At 71.7% G+C, this 18,726-nt stretch carries 18 protein-coding genes and 1 tRNA gene; 8 read left to right on the forward strand and 11 right to left on the reverse strand.

What is annotated here, in order from left to right; all coding sequences use genetic code 11:
• Positions 1-98: 98 nt before the first annotated feature.
• The 5 genes from OG429_RS19815 to OG429_RS19835 form a co-directional block, all read right to left on the reverse strand.
• Positions 99-1,565: a peptidoglycan D,D-transpeptidase FtsI family protein gene (locus OG429_RS19815; protein WP_328926622.1), complete on the reverse strand. Its 1,467-nt coding sequence runs from the start codon at positions 1,563-1,565 to the stop codon at positions 99-101.
• Positions 1,562-2,986 (reverse strand): FtsW/RodA/SpoVE family cell cycle protein, encoded by a 1,425-nt coding sequence (locus OG429_RS19820; RefSeq protein ID WP_328926623.1) that lies wholly within the window; start codon positions 2,984-2,986, stop codon positions 1,562-1,564. The genes OG429_RS19815 and OG429_RS19820 overlap by 4 nt, the downstream gene beginning before the upstream one ends.
• A gap of 31 nt (positions 2,987-3,017) precedes the next feature.
• Positions 3,018-4,481, reverse strand: coding sequence for a PP2C family protein-serine/threonine phosphatase (locus OG429_RS19825; protein WP_328926624.1), 1,464 nt, complete (start codon positions 4,479-4,481; stop codon positions 3,018-3,020).
• Positions 4,482-4,619: 138 nt separating this feature from the next.
• Positions 4,620-5,117, reverse strand: a complete 498-nt coding sequence (locus tag OG429_RS19830) for an FHA domain-containing protein FhaB/FipA (RefSeq protein WP_328926625.1) — start codon at positions 5,115-5,117, stop codon at positions 4,620-4,622.
• A 10-nt stretch (positions 5,118-5,127) separates the two neighbouring features.
• Positions 5,128-5,967, reverse strand: a complete 840-nt coding sequence (locus OG429_RS19835) for a DUF3662 and FHA domain-containing protein (RefSeq protein ID WP_328926626.1) — start codon at positions 5,965-5,967, stop codon at positions 5,128-5,130.
• Positions 5,968-6,260: 293 nt separating this feature from the next.
• Between OG429_RS19835 and OG429_RS19840 the strand changes: the two genes are divergently transcribed.
• The 6 genes from OG429_RS19840 (at position 6,261) to OG429_RS19865 (ending at position 11,804) form a co-directional block, all read left to right on the forward strand.
• Positions 6,261-6,343, forward strand: a tRNA-Leu gene (locus OG429_RS19840).
• A gap of 260 nt (positions 6,344-6,603) precedes the next feature.
• Positions 6,604-8,274 (forward strand): sensor histidine kinase, encoded by a 1,671-nt coding sequence (locus tag OG429_RS19845; RefSeq protein WP_328930351.1) that lies wholly within the window; start codon positions 6,604-6,606, stop codon positions 8,272-8,274.
• A 20-nt stretch (positions 8,275-8,294) separates the two neighbouring features.
• On the forward strand, positions 8,295-8,942 hold the full coding sequence (locus tag OG429_RS19850; RefSeq protein ID WP_328930352.1) for a response regulator transcription factor: 648 nt from the start codon (positions 8,295-8,297) through the stop codon (positions 8,940-8,942).
• Between the two features lie 52 nt (positions 8,943-8,994).
• Complete coding sequence (locus OG429_RS19855; RefSeq protein WP_328926627.1) at positions 8,995-10,395, forward strand: DUF2252 domain-containing protein; 1,401 nt, start codon at positions 8,995-8,997, stop codon at positions 10,393-10,395.
• Between the two features lie 137 nt (positions 10,396-10,532).
• Positions 10,533-11,366: a J domain-containing protein gene (locus OG429_RS19860; protein WP_328926628.1), complete on the forward strand. Its 834-nt coding sequence runs from the start codon at positions 10,533-10,535 to the stop codon at positions 11,364-11,366.
• Positions 11,367-11,459: 93 nt separating this feature from the next.
• Positions 11,460-11,804, forward strand: coding sequence for a rhodanese-like domain-containing protein (locus OG429_RS19865; protein ID WP_328926629.1), 345 nt, complete (start codon positions 11,460-11,462; stop codon positions 11,802-11,804).
• A 15-nt stretch (positions 11,805-11,819) separates the two neighbouring features.
• Here the strand turns inward: OG429_RS19865 and OG429_RS19870 are convergent, their stop codons facing one another.
• From OG429_RS19870 to paaA, 6 genes are all read right to left on the reverse strand, one after another.
• Positions 11,820-12,968, reverse strand: coding sequence for an acyl-CoA dehydrogenase family protein (locus OG429_RS19870; protein ID WP_328926630.1), 1,149 nt, complete (start codon positions 12,966-12,968; stop codon positions 11,820-11,822).
• 84 nt (positions 12,969-13,052) lie between these two features.
• A complete protein-coding gene (locus OG429_RS19875; protein ID WP_328926631.1) occupies positions 13,053-14,153 on the reverse strand; it encodes a 2Fe-2S iron-sulfur cluster-binding protein in 1,101 nt (366 codons plus the stop codon).
• A complete protein-coding gene (gene paaD / locus OG429_RS19880; RefSeq protein WP_328926632.1) occupies positions 14,154-14,660 on the reverse strand; it encodes a 1,2-phenylacetyl-CoA epoxidase subunit PaaD in 507 nt (168 codons plus the stop codon).
• Positions 14,654-15,397, reverse strand: coding sequence for a 1,2-phenylacetyl-CoA epoxidase subunit PaaC (gene paaC, locus OG429_RS19885; RefSeq protein ID WP_328926633.1), 744 nt, complete (start codon positions 15,395-15,397; stop codon positions 14,654-14,656). Before paaC ends, paaD begins: the two co-directional genes overlap by 7 nt.
• Positions 15,394-15,678: a 1,2-phenylacetyl-CoA epoxidase subunit PaaB gene (gene paaB / locus OG429_RS19890; RefSeq protein ID WP_030817166.1), complete on the reverse strand. Its 285-nt coding sequence runs from the start codon at positions 15,676-15,678 to the stop codon at positions 15,394-15,396. The genes paaC and paaB overlap by 4 nt, the downstream gene beginning before the upstream one ends.
• Positions 15,675-16,712 carry a 1,2-phenylacetyl-CoA epoxidase subunit PaaA gene (gene paaA, locus OG429_RS19895; protein WP_376677778.1) on the reverse strand — a complete coding sequence of 346 codons (1,038 nt, stop codon included), beginning with the start codon at positions 16,710-16,712 and terminating at the stop codon, positions 15,675-15,677. The genes paaB and paaA overlap by 4 nt, the downstream gene beginning before the upstream one ends.
• A 147-nt stretch (positions 16,713-16,859) precedes the next feature.
• On the opposite strand from paaA, the gene OG429_RS19900 reads away from it, so the two are divergent.
• Positions 16,860-17,522: a DUF5819 family protein gene (locus OG429_RS19900; RefSeq protein ID WP_328926635.1), complete on the forward strand. Its 663-nt coding sequence runs from the start codon at positions 16,860-16,862 to the stop codon at positions 17,520-17,522.
• Positions 17,507-18,688: an HTTM domain-containing protein gene (locus tag OG429_RS19905; protein WP_443051271.1), complete on the forward strand. Its 1,182-nt coding sequence runs from the start codon at positions 17,507-17,509 to the stop codon at positions 18,686-18,688. Before OG429_RS19900 ends, OG429_RS19905 begins: the two co-directional genes overlap by 16 nt.
• Positions 18,689-18,726: the final 38 nt, after the last annotated feature.

Raw genomic sequence — 18,726 nt, forward strand, 5'->3', positions numbered from 1 at the left:
ACCGGTACCGTACGCGCGGATCCGCCCGGGAGCAGTGATGTGGATCACTATGTTCCGGTGGTCCGTCGTCCCTGGATCGTTCCGGGACGACCGCTTGGTCATCGCTGGCTCTTCAGTACGGCTTCCATGACCGCCTTGGCGACCGGGGCGGCGAGGCCGCCGCCGCTGATGTCGTCGCGGGCGGTGCCCTCGCTGTCCTCGATGACGACGGCGACGGCGACGGGCGAGGTGCCGTCCGGGTTCTCGGCGTACGAGATGAACCAGGCGTAGGGACGCTTCTTGTTGCCCTCGCCGTGCTGGGCGGTGCCGGTCTTGCCGCCGACCTTGACGTCCTTGATCTTGGCCTTGGCGCCGGTGCCGCTGTCGACGACGTTGACCATCATCTCCTGGACCTTCTGGGCGTTGGCGGCGGAGAGCGGCCGGCTCATCTCCTGCGGCGAGTGCTTCTCGATGACGTCGAGGTTGGGCGCGGTGAGCTGGTCGACCATGTAGGGCTTCATCAGCTTGCCGTCGTTGGCGATCGCGGCGGTGACCATGGCCATCTGGAGCGGGGTGGCGGCCGTGTTGAACTGGCCGATGGCGCTCTGGGCGTTGCCGTCCTTGCCCATCTTCTTGTCGTAGACGCTGGCGAAGGCGCGGACGGGAATGTCGATCTTGTCGTTGTTGAAGCCGAACTTCTCGGCGGTCTCCACCATGTTGTCGCGGGTGACCTTGTCGCCCATGTTCGCGAACACGGAGTTGCAGGAGATGCGCAGGGCCTCGTTGAGGCTGGCCTTCTCGCAACCGGCGTGGGAGTTCGGCAGCTGGGTCTTGGTGCCCGGCAGGAAGTACGGCTCCGGCGTGTCCGTCGGGTCGTTGATCTCCTTGACGACGCCGTGTTCCAGCGCGGCGGCCGCGGTGACGACCTTGAAGGTGGAGCCCGGGGGGTAGGTCTCGCGCAGGGCGCGGTTGACGAGGTTCTTGTCCTCGCTGTCCTTCAGTTCGACCCAGGCCTTCTCGTCGGTCTTGGAGTTGCCGGCGAAGCGGGAGGGGTCGTAGGAGGGGGTGGAGACCAGGGCGAGGATGGCGCCGGTGCGCGGGTCGATGGCGGCAGCCGCGCCCTTCTTGGTGCCGAGCGCCTGGAAGGCGGCCTTCTGGGCGTCGGGGTTGAGCGTGGTGACGACGTTGCCGCCCTGCTTCTTCTCCCCGGTGAACATGCCGATGGTGCGGTCGAAGAAGAGCCGGTCGTCGTTGCCGGTGAGGATGCCGTCTTCGAGGGATTCGAGCTGGGTGGAGCCGAAGGCCTGCGAGGCGTACCCGGTGACGGGGGCCCAGAGCTGGCCGTCGGCGTAGGTCCGCTTGTACTTGTAGTCGCTGCCGTCGGTGACCGCCGACCCGGTGATCGGTTCGCCGTTGACGATGATGTTGCCGCGTTCGGTGGCGTACTGGGCGATCTGGACCCGGCGGTTTTCCTTGCGGGTGCTGAGTTCCTCGGCCTGGACGTACTGCAGCCAGTTGGTGCGGATCAGCAGCGCGAGGACGAGCAGCCCGCAGAACAGCGAGATGCGGCGCAGGGGCTTGTTCATGACGGGCGGACCACCTGGGTCATCTCGGAGTCGGGGGACGGGGCGGGGGCCGGCGCAGGTCGGCGTGCGGTGTCGCTGATCCGGATGAGGATGGCGATGAGGATCCAGTTCGCGAGGACGGAGGAGCCGCCGGAGGCGAGGAAGGGCATGGTCATGCCGGTGAGGGGGATGAGGCCCATGACTCCGCCGGCGACGACGAAGATCTGGAGGGCGAAGGCGCCGGACAGGCCGATGGCGAAGAGCTTGCCGAAGGGGTCGCGGGCGGCCAGGGCGGTGCGGACGCCCCGCTCGATGATGAGGCCGTAGAGCAGGAGGAAGGCCATCACGCCCGCGAGGCCGAGTTCCTCGCCGACGGTGGAGAAGATGAAGTCGGAGTTCGCGGCGAAGCCGATGAGGTCGGAGTTGCCCTGTCCCCAGCCGGTGCCGAGGACGCCGCCGGAGCCGAAGCTCATGATCGACTGGCCGACCTGTTCGCAGGCTCCGGACTTGGAGTAGCAGGCGAAGGGGTCGAGCCAGGCGGTGACGCGGACCTTGACGTGGCTGGCGGTGGCGCCGACGACGGTGGCGCCGCCGACCGACATGAGCAGGCCGATCACGATCCAGCTGGTCCGCTCGGTGGCGACGTACAGCATGATCACGAACATGCCGAAGAAGAGCAGCGAGGTGCCGAGGTCGTTCTCGAAGACGAGGACGAGCAGGCTCATCGCCCAGATCATCAGGATCGGGCCGAGGTCGCGGCCGCGCGGCAGGTAGAGGCCCATGAAGCGGCGGCTGGCCAGTGCGAGGGCGTCGCGCTTCACCATGAGGTAGCCGGCGAAGAAGATCGCGATGACGATCTTCGCGAACTCGCCGGGCTGGATGGAGAAGCCGCCGACGCTGATCCAGATCTTGGCACCGAAGACGTCGGCGCCCAGGCCCGGGACGACGGGCAGGATCAGCAGGACCAGGGCGCCGGCCATGGAGATGTAGGTGAACCGCTGCAGGACGCGGTGGTCCTTGAGGATCAGCAGGACCGCGGCGAACAGGGCGACGGCGACCGCCGTGTACATCATCTGGCGGGGCGCGGAGGGGTTGAAGGCGCCGACGGAGCGCTTGGCGAGGTTCTGCAGCCGCTCGGACTGGTCGAGGCGCCAGATCAGGACGAGGCCCAGCCCGTTGAGGAGCGTGCCCAGCGGCAGCAGCAGCGGGTCGGCGTACTTCGCGTACCGGCGTACGACGAGGTGCGCGATCCCGGCCAGGGCGCCGAGGCCGAGGCCGTAGAGGAACATGCCGGGGGGCAGCTCGCCGTGGATCGACAGGCCTACGTTGGCGTAGGCGAAGATCGGGATGACCACGGCGAAAACGAGCAGCAGGAGCTCGGTGTTCCGCCGGCTCGGCAGCTCGATGGCGCCGATGGTGGTCGTGTTGGTGACAACGCTCATGGTGTGGCAGGCCCCCTGTGCCCGCGAGTGTCTACTGCTTGCCGCAGAGGCTGACCACTTGCTGCTCCGCGGGAGTCAGAGTGGAGCCCGGTGTCTGGTTCTGCGCCTCGGCGTTGCGGCGTTCCTCGTCCTTCTTGCAGGCCGAGACCTGGACGCCGAGGTCGTCGAGCTTCTCGCGGGCGCCGTCCAGGCTGCCCTCGCTGATGGTGGCCTCGACGAGCTTCCGCTTGAAGGGCGGCAGGTACTTCAGTTCGATGTCGGGGCGGTCGGTCTCCACCTTGGAGAGCTCCAGCGGTCCGAGCTTCGGGCTGATGCCGCGGAAGAGCGCGACGTGCTCGCCCTTCACGCCGACGTAGAACTGGGTCTGGGTCCAGCGCCAGCCGGCGTAGAGGCCGCCGCCGACGGCGCCGGCGACGAGGAGCAGGACCAGCGTACGCGTGGTCCACTTGCGCCCTTTGCTGCGGCGCCTGCGGGGGTGGTCGTACGTGTCCTCGTAGCCGGAGTCCGCGTCGTAGGCCTCGGCCTCGCCGAAGCTGCCGTAGGCGCCGCCCTGGCCCTGGCCCTGGTCGCCGTATCCGTAGCCGCCCGGCTCGCCGCTGCCGGGGGGGCCGAAGGCGCCGGCGGGCGGGGCGGCCTGGCGGCCGAGGCCCGAGGCGCGGCCGGCCGGGGTCTGCATGGCGTTGCCGCCGTCGAAGAGCTGGTGCTGGTTCTCGGCGACCGCGCCGACGACGACCGGGGTGTCGCTGACCTGGGCGGCGAGGGTGTCGCCGCTGTCGGTGTCGAGGACGTCGGCGACGATGCAGGTGATGTTGTCGGGTCCGCCGCCGCGCAGGGCGAGCTGGATGAGCGACTGCACGGTCTCGCGGGGGCCGTGGTAGTCGGCGAGGGTCTCTTCGAGGGTCTGGTGGGAGACCACGCCCGAGAGTCCGTCGGAGCAGATGAGGTAGCGGTCGCCGGCCCGGACCTCGCGGATGGAGAGGTCGGGTTCGACGATGTCGCCGCTGCCGAGCGCCCGCATCAGGAGGGAGCGCTGCGGGTGGGTGGTGGCTTCCTCTTCGGTGATGCGGCCCTCGTCGACGAGGCGCTGCACCCAGGTGTGGTCCTGGGTGATCTGGGTGAGGACGCCGTCGCGCAGCAGGTAGGCGCGGGAGTCGCCGACGTGGACGAGGCCGAGGCGCTGTCCGGTCCACAGCAGGGCGGTGAGCGTGGTGCCCATGCCTTCGAGCTGGGGGTCCTCCTCGACCATGACGCGCAGCTGGTCGTTGGCGCGCTGCACGGCCGTGGCGAGGGAGGTGAGGATGTCGGAGCCCGGGACGTCGTCGTCGAGCTGCACGAGGGTGGAGATCACCTCGGAGCTCGCGACCTCGCCGGCGGCCTGGCCTCCCATGCCGTCGGCGATCGCGAGGAGACGGGGTCCGGCGTAGCCGGAGTCCTCGTTCCCCTCGCGGATCATGCCTTTGTGCGATCCGGCGGCGAACCGCAGGGACAGACTCATGCGCACCTCGCCGGTCGGCTCCGGGTACAACCGGTCTCGAGCCACACTGCCCACCCTCCGGTCGGGAGCGCGCACGTGTCCGTGTCCAAGGTGGGACGGATCACCACCGCGCGCTCGCTCCGCTCGCTCATTCTCGTACTACTTCCGCAGCTCGATGACGGTCTTGCCGATGCGGATCGGGGCGCCCGGCGGAATGGGCGTCGGGGTGGTCAGCCGGGTCCGGTCGAGATACGTGCCGTTGGTGGACCCGAGATCCTCGACGATCCACTGGCCGTCACGGTCGGGGTAGATCCTGGCATGGCGGCTGGACGCGTAGTCGTCGTCCAGCACGATCGTCGAGTCGTGGGCGCGGCCCAGCGTGATCGTCTGGCCGGCGAGGGCCACCGTGGTTCCCGTGAGGGTGCCCTCGGACACGACGAGCTTGGTGGGCGCACCGCGGCGCTGGCGCTGCTGCGGTGGCGCGGCCTGGCGCCCCGGCTGCTGCGGGGTGTTTCCCGCGCTGCCGCGGCGGGAGCCGCGCTGCGTCACTCTCGTTCCGAAGAGGTCGCTGCGGATGACCTGTACGGCCACGATGACGAACAGCCACAGAACGGCTAGGAAACCCAGCCGCATGACCGTCAGGGTCAGCTCTGACATTGCCCCCGCTTCACCCTTCGGCTTGCCGGTAAATGATGGTGGTGCTGCCCACGACGATCCGCGAGCCGTCGCGGAGCGTAGCGCGGGTGGTGTGCTGCCCGTCCACCACGATGCCGTTGGTGGACCCGAGATCCTGGATCGTCGAGGGCGTTCCGGTCCGGATCTCACAGTGCCGGCGCGATACGCCGGGGTCGTCGATCCGCACGTCGGCTTCGGTGCTTCGGCCGAGTACGAGCGTGGGGCGCGAGATCTGGTGGCGGGTGCCGTTGATCTCGATCCAGTGGCGCTTAGGTGCGCCGGAGGCCGGTACGGGTGCGGCCGCGCCGGGCCCGCCGGGGGCGGGCCGCCGGGCGCCGGGTCCGCCGGGGGGCGGGGCGCTGGGCATGGGCGGTGCGGCGACCGGGGGGTAACCGTATCCGCCCTGGACGGAGGGTCCGCCCTGCGGCCGGCCCTGGGAGGCCTGCGGCTGGGAGGTGCTGGCGGCGAGGGTGCGGCTGCGGACCCGGTAGAGCCCGGTGTCGAGGTCGTCGGCCTTCTCCAGGTTGACCTTGATGGGGCCCATGAAGCTGTAGCGCTGCTGCTTGGCGTAGTCGCGGACGAGGCCCGCGAGCTCGTCGCCGAGCTGCCCGGAGTAGGGGCTCAGGCGCTCGTAGTCGCCGGCGCTGAGCTCGACGATGAAGTCGTTGGGGACGACGGTCCGCTCGCGGTTCCAGATGGTGGCGTTGTTGTCGCACTCACGCTGGAGGGCTCCGGCGATCTCCACCGGCTGGACCTCGGACTTGAACACCTTGGCGAAGGTGCCGTTCACCAGACCTTCGAGTCGCTGCTCGAACCGCTTCAGAACTCCCATGGGGCACCTCCTCCGTCGTTGTCGCCCTGTACTGCTTACTGATCGTATCCACGCGTGGCGGATTCGGGTGGTTCCCCATCGGTCCTGTGCGGACGAGTGTTGGTCCTCACAAGGGATCGTAGGGGCGCCCCAAGGACAGTGTCCCGCACCAGGGGCGGAGTGCGGGAGGGGCCGTCCCGGGCGGGGTGCGGGGGCGTCGGGAAAGCGATGTGATTCCACCCCGTCCTACGTGCTAATGTTTCGACGTCGCCAGGGGAACGGCCCGAAAGGGAAGAACCACTGGGACGCTACTCGGGCGAGTGGCGGAACGGCAGACGCGCTGGCTTCAGGTGCCAGTGTCCTTCGGGACGTGGGGGTTCAAATCCCCCCTCGCCCACATCGACGAAACGGTCGTCATCGCGAAAGCGGTGGCGGCCGTTTCGTGTTGTGCGTCCGGGATCCGGTTCCGGAGGTCCGGCGCGGGCGGTGGAAGTGACGTAGACCACGGTGGGGCGCCGCCGCTGACGGCTGGTCAGTCGCCGGGTGGCCGGGGCCGTCGTCGCGCATGGTCCGACTTTCGTTGCCCGGGGCGAGACGAAAGAGGGCGGCCGGGGGCGCGGCGGGATGTCTAGGGTCGGCCGGGTGGATGCGAAGGCGATGACGCGTGCGGGCTGGGACTGGCTGAAGGGGCCGGAGCCCTGGACCTGGCGGATGCTGGCGGGGGATCTGGCGCTGGCCGGGATCCTGGCCCTGCCCGGCCTGGCTGTCGAGGAATTCGACCACGGCTCCGGGCGGCGGATGCTGGCGAGTGTCGTGGTCGTGGTGGTGCTGACCCTGCTGCGGCGGCGGATGCCGGCGACGACGCTCGTGGTGGGCTCGGCGGCGAGCGCGTTCCTGCCCGGCACGGTGCTGATCACGGGTCTGCTGGGCTGGTCGGCGGGGCGCCGGATCGTCGGGGTGGGCCGGGCGGGGGTCGCCTTCACCCTGGCGTTCCTGGCGTCGGTCGGCCTGAGCGTGGTGCACGAGCGGGCGGAGATGCGACCGCTCCTGGTGGTCGTCTTCTCCGCGCTGATGTTCCTGGCGACGACGGTGATGCCGGGTCTGGCCAGCCGGTACTGGTCGCAGCGCCGGACGCTGCTGCGCGCGCTCCAGGAGCGCAACGGGCAGTTGCTGCGCGAGCGGGCGATGGTCGCGGGGCAGGCGAGGCTGCGCGAGCGGCAGCGGATAGCCCAGGACATGCACGACAGCCTCGGCCACCAGCTGGCGCTGATCTCGGTGCACACCGGTGCGCTGGAGGTGGATCCGAAGCTCACCGACCGCCAGCGCGAGGCGGTGGGGGTGCTGCGGCAGGCGTCGGTGGCGGCGATGCACGAGCTGCGCGAGGTCGTCGGCATCCTGCGGGACGGGGTCGCGGCGCCGGTGCCCGTGGAGGAGGCGGCGCAGCCCGCGGCGCGCGGGGTGGCCGGGATCGCGGGGGTCGTGGAGGCGGCGCGCGGCGCGGGGACCGATGTGCGGATGTCCGTCTCGGGTCAGCCGCGGCCGCTGGTGGCGGCCTGCGACCACGCGGCGTACCGGATCGTGCAGGAGGCGCTGACGAACGCGTACAAGCACGCTCCGGGGGCTCCGATCACGGTGGAGCTGCGGTACGAGGACGACTCGCTGGTGGTGGAGATCGCCAACGGTCCGGCGGCCGGCCCGGGCGCCGGTGAGGTGGTGTCGGGCGGGCAGGGGCTGACGGGGCTGCACGAGCGGGCCCGCCTGGTCGGCGGGATGGTGCACGCGGGGGCGGTCGAGGGCGGCGGGTTCCGGGTGGCCGGGGTGCTGCCGTACGGGGCGGAGCCGGCCGGGGTGGAGGACGTCGCCGACGATTTCGGGCAGCAGGCGCAGGCGCGGGGGATGCGGGGCGGGCCGCCGATGGACTGGGAGGCGGTGGACCGGGAGCTGGCCGTACGGGTGCGCAGCCGCAGCGGTGGTCTCGCGGTGGGCTGCGGGATCGCCTTCGCGGCCTTGGTGCTCATGGTGATCGTGATCGGCGCGGGGGTGGCTCTGCTGGTGGGCTCGCTGAGCGATGCCGTGCTCGCGCGGGAGGAGTTCGACGCGGTGCGGGTGGGCGAGTCGGAGCAGGCCGTGCGGGACCGGCTGCCGAGCGGTGAGAGCTTCCTGACCGCCGGGGCGGAGCGCAAGGGGCCGCCGCGGCCGGAGGGCTCGAAGTGTCTGGCGCTGCTGGCGTCGGACGACTCGGCGGCCCTCGGGACGGACCTGGTTTTCCGGTTCTGCTTCAAGGACGGCAAGCTCGTGGACAAGCAGGCTTATGAGGTCAAGCAGTAGGAGCGCGGGTGCAAGCCGAAGTGATCCGAGTGGTGATCGCCGATGACGAGCCGCTGATACGGGCCGGGATCAGGATGATCCTGACCTCGGCGCCGGACATCGAGGTCGTCGCGGAGGCGGCGAACGGCCGGGAGGCGGTGGACCTGGCCCGTGCGCACGTGCCGGACGTGGTGCTGCTGGACATTCAGATGCCCGTGATGGACGGGCTGACCGCGCTGGGCGAGCTGGGGCGGGCCGTGCCGGAGGTGCGCTCGCTGATCCTGACGACCTTCGGGGAGAAGGAGAACGTGCTGCGGGCGCTGGGCCAGGGCGGTGCGGGGTTCCTGCTGAAGGACTCGGCGCCGGGCGAGCTGATCGGGGCCGTCCGGGCGGCCGCGGCCGGGGACGCGTACCTCTCGCCGTCGGCGACGCGCCATGTGGTGGACCAGCTGGCGTCGGGGAAGGCGGTGGTGCGGGGCGAGGAGGCCCGGCGCCAGGTCGCGGCGCTGAGCGAGCGCGAGCGCGGGGTCCTCGCGCTGCTGGGCGAGGGCCTGTCGAACGCGGACGCGGGGCGGCGGCTGCACATGAGCGAGGCGACCGTGAAGACGTACGTGAGCCGGATCCTGGCCAAGCTGGGCTGCGAGAACCGGGTGCAGGCCGCGCTGCTGGCCAGGGACGCCGGGCTGTAGATACGGTCAGCCCGTTCCGGAAGCGATCAATGTACGGGTGGGGGCGGCGCGCATGGCGACGGTAGTGGGACAGCGGATACCGCGGGTGGCGGGGTTCGCGCCGCGGGTGGTGGCGGGCTCGCCGAAGCAGGAGGGCAAGGCGCTGCGGGTACGTGTGCCGCGGGCGGCGCACGCCGCCTTCGAGGCGCCGGCCGGGCGCCCGGACGCCGTGCGGGCGGTGGAGGAGTCCAATGTCGGCCGGGTCTCCGATCTGACGCCGATACGGGTGGGCCGGATGGCCGCCAACCCCTTCGCGTTCCTGCGCGGCGCGGCCGGGCTGATGGCCCACGACCTGTCCGGCGGTCCGGTGACCGGGGTAGGCGCGCAGATCTGCGGTGACGCGCACGCGGCGAACTTCGGGCTGTACGGGGACGCGCGCGGCAACCTGGTCATCGACCTGAACGACTTCGACGAGACCGTGTTCGGTCCGTGGGAGTGGGACGTGAAGCGGCTGGCGGCATCGCTGGTGCTGGCCGGCCGGGTGGCGGGCGCGTGCGAGGACACCTGCCGGGCGGCCGCGCTCGACGCGGTGGGTGCCTACCGGCGGACCATGCGGCTGCTGGCCAAGCTGCCCGCGCTCGACGCGTGGAACGCCATCGCGGACGAGGAACTGGTCTCGCACACCGATGCCCGCGATCTGCTGGGCACCCTGGAGCGGGTCTCGGAGAAGGCCCGCAACAACACCTCGGCGCGGTTCGCGGCCAAGTCGACGGTGGTCGGCGCGGACGGCAGCCGGCGCTTCGTGGACGCGCTGCCGGTGCTGCGGCGGGTCGGGGACGGGGAGGCGGCGGCCGTGGCGGCCTCGCTGGGTCCGTACCTGCACACGCTCCAGGGGGACCGGCTGCCGCTGCTGGCCCGGTACGCGATCCACGACGTGGCCTTCCGCGTGGTGGGGACGGGGAGCGTCGGCACGCGTTCGTACGTGGTGCTGCTGCTGGACCACCGGGGGGAGCCGCTGGTGCTGCAGGTGAAGGAGGCGCGGCCCTCGGTGCTGCTGCCGCACCTGCCCGCGCTGGGCTTCGTCTCGGCCCCGGAGGAGCACGAGGGGCGCCGGGTGGTGGCCGGGCAGAAGCGGATGCAGGTGGTGTCGGACATCATGCTGGGCTGGACCACGGTGGAGGGCCGTCCGTTCCAGGTGCGGCAGTTCCGCAACCGCAAGGGCAGTGTGGATCCGGCGGCGCTGGCCGTCGACCAGATCGACGACTACGGGCGGATGACCGGGGCCCTGCTGGCCCGGGCACACGCTCACAGCGTCGATCCTCGGCTGCTGGCCGGGTACTGCGGGAAGAACGAGGAGCTGGACGAGGCGATGGCCGCCTTCGCCGTGGCCTACGCGGACCGGACCGAGGCCGACCACGCCGACCTGGTGACGGCGGTCCGTACGGGTCGGATCGCGGCGGAGGCGGGGGTCTAGAGCGCCGCTCCCGGCGGGCGTGGAGCGGGCGGGCGATGTTCCTCCCCCGGCTACCGCCGGGAGGTGCCCCCGGTGAATCGCGGGCGGATGTTTCACGTGAAACATCCGCCCGCGCGGGGTGGCCGTAGGCTGGCCGGGTGAGCGAGCAGACCGAGCAGACAGTCCCTGGCGAATCCGGCGAAGTGGGCGAGGAGCGTCCCGAGGCGCGCCTGGAGCGGGCCGTGCGGGCCGCCGAGCAGGCGCTGATCGAGTTCGAGATCGCGGTGGAGACCTTCCGGGTCGAGGTGGAGAACTTCTCCCGCCTGCACCACCAGAAGCTCGGCCCGATGTACTCGCGCCTCGACGAGCTGGACGCGCTGATCGCCGAGGCGAAGGCGGCCCGTACCGGGGATCCCGAGGACCTGCGGCGTGCGCGGGACGCGCGGTCGCTGGTGATGCCGATGCCCGGGGTGGACGAGCTGTTCCACGACTGGCTTGGCTCGGACGGGATCTCCGACGACGCGGCCGCGATGCTCACCGACCGGCCCGTGCGGCCGCCGGAGCGGGTGCGCCCCTCGGAGGAGGTGCGCCGCCTCTACCGCGAGCTGGTCCGCAAGGCCCACCCGGACCTCGCGCAGGACGACGCGGAGCGGGAGCGCCGCGACGCCTTCATCGCGCGGGTCAACGCGGCGTACGGGCGGGGCGAGGAGCAGCTGCTGCGCGAGCTGGCCGAGGAGTGGGCTGCCGGTCCGGCGCCCGAGGAGGCGGCGCCGGGTGGGAGCGGGGAGCTCTATGCCCGCCTGGAGTGGCTGGCGCGCCGCAAGGAGCTGCTGTCGCTGGTGGCCAAGGAGCTGGAGGACAGTGCCATCGGGTCGATGCTGAGGATGGCCCCCGAAGACCCGGACCGGCTGCTGGAGGAGATCGCGGAGCAGCTGCTGGCGCAGGTCTCCGAGCGCGAGGCGGAGCTGGCCGCGGAGCTCGCCGCGCAGTGACGGGGTCGGGGTCCGGGGCGCCGTCGGGGCTGAATCTTGCCGGGCGCGTCGGATAGGTTGGCAGCAGATCCGTGACGAGAGAAGGCGACAGCTATGAACTTCGGACCGCTTCCCTCGGTGGACGCAGCCGCGGTGCCCTCCGAAGGCTTTGTCCTCGACGTCCGTGAGGACGACGAATGGGCTGCCGGGCATGTCGAGGGTGCTCTGCACATCCCGATGAGCGACTTCGTGGGCCGCTTCGGTGAGCTGACGGAGGCCGTCGAGGACGGCCGCCGGGTGTACGTGATGTGCCGGGTCGGCGGCCGCTCCGCGCAGGTGACCCAGTACCTGGTGCGCCAGGAGATCGACGCGGTGAACGTCGACGGCGGCATGCAGGCCTGGGACGGCGCCGGTCGCCCCATGGTGACGGACAGCGGGACCCCGGCCTTCGTGCTGTAGACGCCGTAGCTGTTGTCAGGCGAGGGGGTGGGCGGCCAGCAGGTCGCCCAGGGCCTCCTCGTGCGCGGCGGCCGGGCCGAGCTGGAGTTCCAGCTGTTTGGCCCACGCGTGGTAGCGGTGCAGCGGGTAGTCGGTGTCGGCGCCGAAGCCGCCGTGCAGGTGCTGGGCGGTCTGCACGACCCGGCGTACGCCCTCCGAGGCCCAGATCTTGGCGACGGCGACGTCACCGGAGCTCGGCAGCGGGCCACCGGCGACGCCGGTCGCCGCGTCGAGCCGCCAGGCGGCCTGCCAGAGGGTGACCTCCATGGCGCGCAGGTCGATGTAGCGGTCGGCGGCCTGGACGGCGACGGCCTGGAAGGTGGCCACCGGGAAGCCGAACTGCTCGCGCTTGCTCGTGTATCGGCTGGTCATGGTGAGGACGCCCTCGCCGAGGCCGAGCGCGAGGGCGCAGGTCCCGGTGGCGAGGAGCTGGCGGAGCCGGTCCCAGGCGCCGGGTGCGTCGATGAGGTGCGCGGAGGCCACCCGTACGCCGTCCAGGGCGAGTTCGGCGAGCCGCTCGCCGCTGGTGGAGACCTGTTCGGCGAGGGCGAGGCCTTCCGCGGTGCGCGGGACGAGCGCGAGGACGGCCTCGCCCTCCCCGGTGTGGGCGGGTACGGCGATCCAGTCGGCGCCGTGCGCCCAGGGGACGGCGGTCTGTGTGCCGTCCAGGATCCAGTCGCCCCCACTGCCCTCGCGGCGGGCGACGACGGCGAGTTCGGCCGGGTCGTGGCCGGAGCGGCCGTGCGCGGCGGCGGTGAGTACGAGGCTTCCGCTACCGGCGCCGGGCAGCAGGGCGGCGGCCAGTTCGGGGCTGCCGTGGGCCTGTACGGCCATAGCGGTGGCGCAGTGTTCCAGCAGCGGCACCCGGGCCAGTACCTTCGCGGCTTCGCGCAGCACCAGGCACAGGGCGATGGCGTCCAGGCCGGCGCCGCCGTGCTCCTCGGAGAGGACCAGGCTCAGCAGGTCGGATCCTGCGAGCCTGGCCCACAGCCGGCGGTCGAAGTCGTCGGCGACGGCCCCCGGGGTGAGTGCGGGACTGGGCACGCCGTCGGGTGCGACGTCCGCGAACACGGCCCTGGCCGCCTCGACGGCCGCCTGCTGCTCCTCGGTGAAGGTGAAGTCCACTGCCGGTCCTCCCGTTCTGATCTGACGGTGCGTCAAGATAGAACAGGTTCTTTGAAATGGACAGGCCCGGAAAATGGACAGGGCCTACCGGTCGAAGTCGATCTCCACTTCCTCCGTCACCGGGTGCGACTGGCAGGCCAGTACGAACCCGGCCTCCGTCTCCTCCGCCTCCAGCGCGAAGTTCCGCTCCATCCGGACCTCTCCCGTCACCAGGAACGCCCGGCAGGTGCCGCACACCCCGCCCTTGCAGGCGTACGGGGCGTCCGCGCGGTTGCGGAGCACCGCGTCCAGCAGGGATTCCCCGTCCTGGACCGGCCAGGTACCGGAACGGCCGTCGAGCCGTGCGGTGACCCGCCCGTGGGAGGGGGCGGGCCCGGACGCGGCGCGGGCCGGCGCCGTGATGTCCTCGACGTGGAAGATCTCCTCGTGCACCCGGGTCCGTGCGACGCCGAGTGCGCCCAGGGTCCGCTCCGCACCCTGGACCAGGCCGTACGGTCCGCACAGGAACCAGCCCGTCACGTCGGCCACCGGCAGCAGCGCGGGCAGCAGGGCGGCCAGGCGCTCCTCGTCCAGGCGCCCCGAGGGCAGTCCGGACTCCTGCTCCTCCCGGGAGAGGACCGTGACCAGCTGGAACCGCGCCGGATAGCGGTCCTTGAGGTCGGCGACCTCCTCCAGGAACATCGTCGACGCCGCCGTACGGTCGCTGCGCACGAGGCAGAAGCGGGCGTCGGGGCGGGCGGCCAGCAGGCTCGCCGCGATGGACAGCACGGGGGTGATCCCGCTGCCGCCGACGATCGCCGCGTAGTGCGCGGCGGCGGGGGCGGCGGCCGGGTCCAGGACGAACCGGCCGGCCGGGACCATCACGTCCAGCACGTCGCCGGCGGCGATCTCCTTGTGCGCGAAGGTGGAGAACTCGCCGCCCTCCACGAGCCGCACTCCGACCTGCAGCTGTGCCGGGCCCGGGCCGTCCGGCCCCGGGGCGGGGGAGCAGATCGAGTAGGTGCGCCGGATCTCCTCGCCCTCTGCGGCGGTGCGTCGCAGGGTGAGGTGCTGGCCGGGGGCGTGCCGGTAGTCCTCGCGCAGCTCCTGCGGGACCCGGAGGGTCAGAGCCACCGAGTCGTCGGTGAGCCGGTCGACTGCCGCCACCGTCAGCGGGTGGAACGCGCCGTGGCGGGGTGCGGCCATCTACAGCTCCTTGAAGTGGTCGAACGGTTCGCGGCAGGCGGTGCAGCGGCGCAGCGCCTTGCATGCGGTGGAGGAGAACCGGCTGAGCAGCTCGGTCTCGGTCGATCCGCAGTTCGGGCAGCGGACCGACAGGGTGAGCGGGACCGGCCCGCCGGCCGCGTGGGGGCGCGGCGGGGCGATGCCGAACTCGGCGAGCTTGCGTCGGCCCTCGGCGCTGATGTCGTCGGTCGACCAGGCGGGGGCCAGCACGGTGGTCACCTGCACCTCGGGTATGCCGTGGCCGGTGAGGGCCCGCTCGATGTCGGCGGACATGGCCTCGATGGCGGGGCAGCCGGTGTAGGTGGGGGTGAGGGTGACCTCGGCGCGGCCGTCCTCGTGCACCCGCACTCCGCGCACCACGCCGAGCTCGCCGAGGGTGAGCACGGGCAGCTCGGGGTCCGGTACGGAGCCGGCCAGCTCGGCCAGCTCGGCCTCCAGGCGGGTCGTCCCTGCGTCGGCGGTCACCATGACGCCCCCGGATGGCTGCGGTGCAGGTGCTGCATCTCGGCGATCAGCCGGCCGAAGGGCTCGGTGTGCAGGCCCTGCCGTCCGGCTCCGGCCGCCCAGGCGCCGGTGCGCGGCCCCTCGGGCAGTGCGAGCGCGGCCCGCTCCAGTACGCCGGTCAGCGAGGCGAGCCAGCGCTGCTCCAGCGCGGCCCAGTCCAGGCCGTCGAGCCCCTCCACCGGCTGGAACATCTCGCCGGTGTACTTCCACAGGGCGTCCAGGGCGGCCCGCATGCGGCCGTGGCTCTCCTCGGTGCCGTCGCCGAGCCGCAGGGTCCACTGCTCGGCGTGGTCGCGGTGGTACGCGGTCTCCTTGACGGCCTTGGCCGCCAGCGGGGCGATCGGGCCGTTCCCGCGCGCCAGTTCCCCGTAGAGCTCGTGCTGGTAGAGGGAGAAGTAGAGCTGCCGGGCGATGGTGTGGGCGAAGTCGCCGTTCGGCTGCTCGACCAGCTGGAGGTTGCGGAAGGAGCGCTCCTCGCGCAGGAACGCCAGCTCGTCCTCGTCGCCGGCCATGGACAGCAGGATGCGGGCCTGGCCGAGCAGGTCGAGGGCGATGTTGGCGAGCGCGACCTCCTCCTCCAGGACCGGGGCGTGCCCCGCCCATTCGCCGAGGCGGTGGGAGAGGATCAGGGCGTCGTCGCCGAGGGCGAGGGCCGCCGCCGTGGCCGCGGTGGTCGCTGCGGTGGTGTCGGTGCCGGTCACAGGTGGCTCACCCCCTCCGGGATGTCGTAGAACGTCGGGTGCCGGTAAGGCTTGTCGGCGGACGGGGCGAAGAACGGGTCCCGCTCGTCCGGCGAGGAGGCGGTGATCTCGGTTGAGGGCACCACCCAGATCGAGATGCCCTCGTTGCGCCGGGTGTAGAGGTCGCGGGCGTTGCGCAGGGCCATCTCCGCGTCGGGGGCGTGCAGGCTTCCCGCGTGCGTGTGCGACAGACCGCGCCGCGAGCGCACGAACACCTCCCACAGTGGCCAGTTCTGCGTCATACCCGTGCCTCCTCGTTCTTCTCGGCGTGCTGTGCCGCCTGCTTCTCCGCATACGCCGCGGCCGCGTCGCGCACCCAGGCGCCTTCCTCGTGGGCCCGGCGGCGCTGGCTTATGCGCTGCTCGTTGCACGGGCCGTTGCCCTTGAGCACGTTCCAGAACTCCGCCCAGTCGATGGCGCCGAAGTCGTGGTGCCCACGCTCCTCGTTCCACTTCAGGTCCGGGTCGGGCAGGGTCAGGCCGAGGGCCTCGGCCTGCGGGACGGCGATGTCGACGAACCGCTGGCGCAGCTCGTCGTTCGAGTGCCGCTTGATCCGCCAGGCCATCGACTGCGCCGAGTGGGCCGACTCGTCGTCCGGCGGGCCGAACATCATCAGCGAGGGCCACCACCAGCGGTCGACCGCGTCCTGGGCCATCGCGTGCTGCGCCTCGGTGCCCTTGGACAGGGTCATGAGGAGCTCGAAGCCCTGGCGCTGGTGGAAGGACTCCTCCTTGCAGATCCGGACCATGGCGCGCGCGTACGGCCCGTAGGAGCAGCGGCAGATCGGTACCTGGTTGGTGATCGCCGCGCCGTCCACGAGCCAGCCGATGGCGCCGACGTCGGCCCAGGTCAGGGTCGGGTAGTTGAAGATCGAGGAGTACTTCTGCTTGCCCGCGTGGAGCTTGTCGAGCAGCTCGTCGCGGCTGGTGCCGAGGGTCTCGGCCGCGCTGTAGAGGTACAGCCCGTGGCCGGCCTCGTCCTGCACCTTGGCCATCAGGATCGCCTTGCGGCGCAGCGAGGGCGCGCGGGTGATCCAGTTGGCCTCGGGCTGCATTCCGATGATCTCGGAGTGGGCGTGCTGGGCCATCTGGCGGACGAGGGAGGCGCGGTACTCCTCGGGCATCCAGTCGCGCGGTTCCACGCGCTCCTCCGCCGCGACGGCCGCGTCGAAGGCCGCCGCGAGCTGTGCGCCCAGATCAGCAGCCATGTCCGTCCCATCCGTCCCGTCTGTCCCGAGGGCCGTTTCCGGCCCCGTCTCCGGGGTCACTGCAACCATCCCGGCCCCTTGTCAGTGTTTGTCGGCTGGCCGTCTTCCCACCCGACCGACCGATCGTTCGGTTCATCCTCTTCAATGGTGAGACGGCGGCCCGTAGGGTGTCAACCTCTGAGGTCAACCCTGTGGAAGCCGGACGATCGGGGCGGGATGGATTCGAACGAGCACGAGCCCGCCGGAGGGGCCGCTCCTCCACCCCCGCGGGCGCCCGGAATGGCGGGTCTGTCCACCCCGTACCGGATCGTCGCCGCGCTCGCCCTCGGGGTCCTCGCGGTCGCCGCCTGCGGGCATCTCGCGCTGGTGTTCCTCCACGTCGCCCCGGCGAACACGGTGAGCCGGCAGCAGGCGAAGACGGTCGACGGCTGGATCTACCCCGAGTTCGAACAGAACTGGAAGCTCTTCGCCCCCAACCCGCTCCAGCAGAACATCGCGGTGCAGGTGCGCGCCCAGGTACGCACCGCCGGCGGCGAGCTCACCACCACCGGCTGGCGGGACCTGAGCGCCGAGGACGGCGCGGCCATCCGGCACAGCCTGCTGCCGAGCCACACGGAACAGAACGAGCTCCGCCGGGCCTGGGACTTCTTCACCGGATCCCACGACGAGGACAACAAGCCGATCGGCGAGCGCGGCACGCTGTCCGAGGCGTACCTGCGGCGGATCGCGGTGAACCGGCTCACCCCGGCGTACCCCGGCGGGCACGTCCTGCGGATCCAGCTGCGCTCCGCGACGCGGGCGGTGGACGCGCCCGAGTGGAGCGGCGAGGCGACCGACACCCAGACCTACTACCGGGAGCTGCCGTGGTGGACGGTGTGAGGCTCCGGGCCTCCGCGGGGCGGGCGCTGGCGAAGGTCACCGGGCGGGCCCTGGGCCCGTACCAGAGCGCCGTGATCCGCATCGGTTTCGCCGGGACCTGGCTCTTCTTCCTGCTGCGCGAGTTCCCGAACCGCGGGGAGATGTACGGGCCGGACGGGCCGTGGAGCTGGGAGCTGGCACAGCGGCTGACCGCCTCCAACGGGGCCTTCACGGTGCTGATGTGGTCCGATTCGGCGGTGTGGTTCGAGATCGTCCACGCGGTGGCCGTGCTGGCGAGCGTGGGGCTGCTGCTGGGCTGGCGGACGCGCGCCATGTCCGTGGTGTTCATGGTCGGGGTGCTCTCGCTGCAGAACCGCAGCGTGTTCATGGGTGACGGCGGCGACAACGTCATCCACCTCATGGCGGTCTACCTGGTGCTGACCCGGTGCGCGCAGGTGTGGTCACTGGACGCGCGACGGGCCCGGCTGCGGGGGTCGGCTTCCGCCGGGGCCGCCGGGCCGGTGCTGTGGACGGTGCTGGGCGCGGCGTTCGCGTACGGGGCCGTGACCGGGGAGTTCGGTTACGGCTGGCTGGCGGCCTTCGCGGCGGTCTGGGTGGTCTGCGCGCTGTGGTGGGTGGTGGACCGGTACGACCGGGAGGGCGAGGGGCGCGCGACGCTCGACGTGCTGGCCAACCTGCTGCACAACGCGGGGATGCTGGTGATCATGGCGGAGGTCTGCCTGATCTACGCGACGGCGGGCTGGTACAAGATCCAGGGCTCGCGGTGGCAGGACGGGACGGCGCTGTACTACCCGCTGGGGCTCGACTACTTCACCCCGTGGCCGGGCCTGTCGGCGCTGCTGGCGGGCAGCGGGACGCTGGTCATGCTGCTGTCGTACGGGACGGTGGCGGTGCAGGTGGCGTTCCCGTTCACCGTGTTCAACCGGCGGATCAAGAACGTGCTGCTGGGCGTGATGATGCTGGAGCACGCCGGGATCGCGGTCCTGCTGGGCCTGCCGTTCTTCTCTCTGGCGATGATCACCGCCGACGCGGTGTTCCTGCCGACGGTGTTCCTGGTTTGGCTGGGTGCCCGGGCCGCAGCGCTGCGGCCCCGCCGGATTCCGGGCCGGCCGGCCCCGTCGGACGCCGAACCGGCCCCGGTGGCCGCCGGGGCCGCCCTGACCTGACCTGCGGCGCCGTCTTCCGGGGCTCCGCCCGGACCGTA

Source organism: Streptomyces sp. NBC_00190, assembly GCF_036203305.1.
Taxonomy (GTDB): Bacteria; Actinomycetota; Actinomycetes; order Streptomycetales; family Streptomycetaceae; genus Streptomyces.